Source organism: Methylobacterium sp. WL7, from assembly GCF_008040085.1.
Lineage (GTDB): Bacteria > Pseudomonadota > Alphaproteobacteria > Rhizobiales > Beijerinckiaceae > Methylobacterium > Methylobacterium mesophilicum.
Genome location: NZ_VRVG01000371.1, coordinates 1 through 520, shown reverse-complemented (window position 1 = coordinate 520; position 520 = coordinate 1). Strand labels below are relative to the sequence as shown.

Here is a 520-nt window from a genome sequence, read left to right as displayed (position 1 = left end):
CCGCCGCTCCACCGGCTTCCCCCTCGATGCGCTGACCTTCGTCGTCAGCCACTTCCTGCCGCACCTGAACCGGGACGCCGTCTACCGCATCCTCAAGGCGGAGGGCCTCAACCGGCTGCCGCCCGCCAAGCAGGCCCGGAAGCCGCACGGCACCTTCAAGGACTACGTGGTCGGCTTCGTCCACGTCGACGTGAAGCACCTACCCAAACTGCGCGACCGCGACGGCTCCACCCGCAAGCGGTACCTCTACGTCGCCATCGACCGCGCCTCCCGCTACGTGCACCTCGCGGTCAAGGACGACGAGACCACGGCCTCGGCGGTGACCTTCCTCACGGACGCACTCGACGCCTTCCCTTTCCAGGTAACCCACGTGCTCACCGATCGGGGCTCCTACTTCACGGCCGATGCTTTCGAGGCAGCCTGCGAGCGGCACGGGGTGCAGCATCGCAAGACGCGCCCGTACACGCCGAAGACCAATGGCATGGTCGAGCGCTTCAACGGCCGGGTGCAGCGGGAGGTG

1 protein-coding gene is annotated in these 520 nt (G+C 67.9%); it reads left to right on the top strand.

Annotated features, from left to right (window positions below; genetic code table 11):
- On the top strand, positions 1-520 hold a 520-nt coding region (locus FV233_RS29830; RefSeq protein ID WP_147899672.1), incomplete at both ends, for a DDE-type integrase/transposase/recombinase.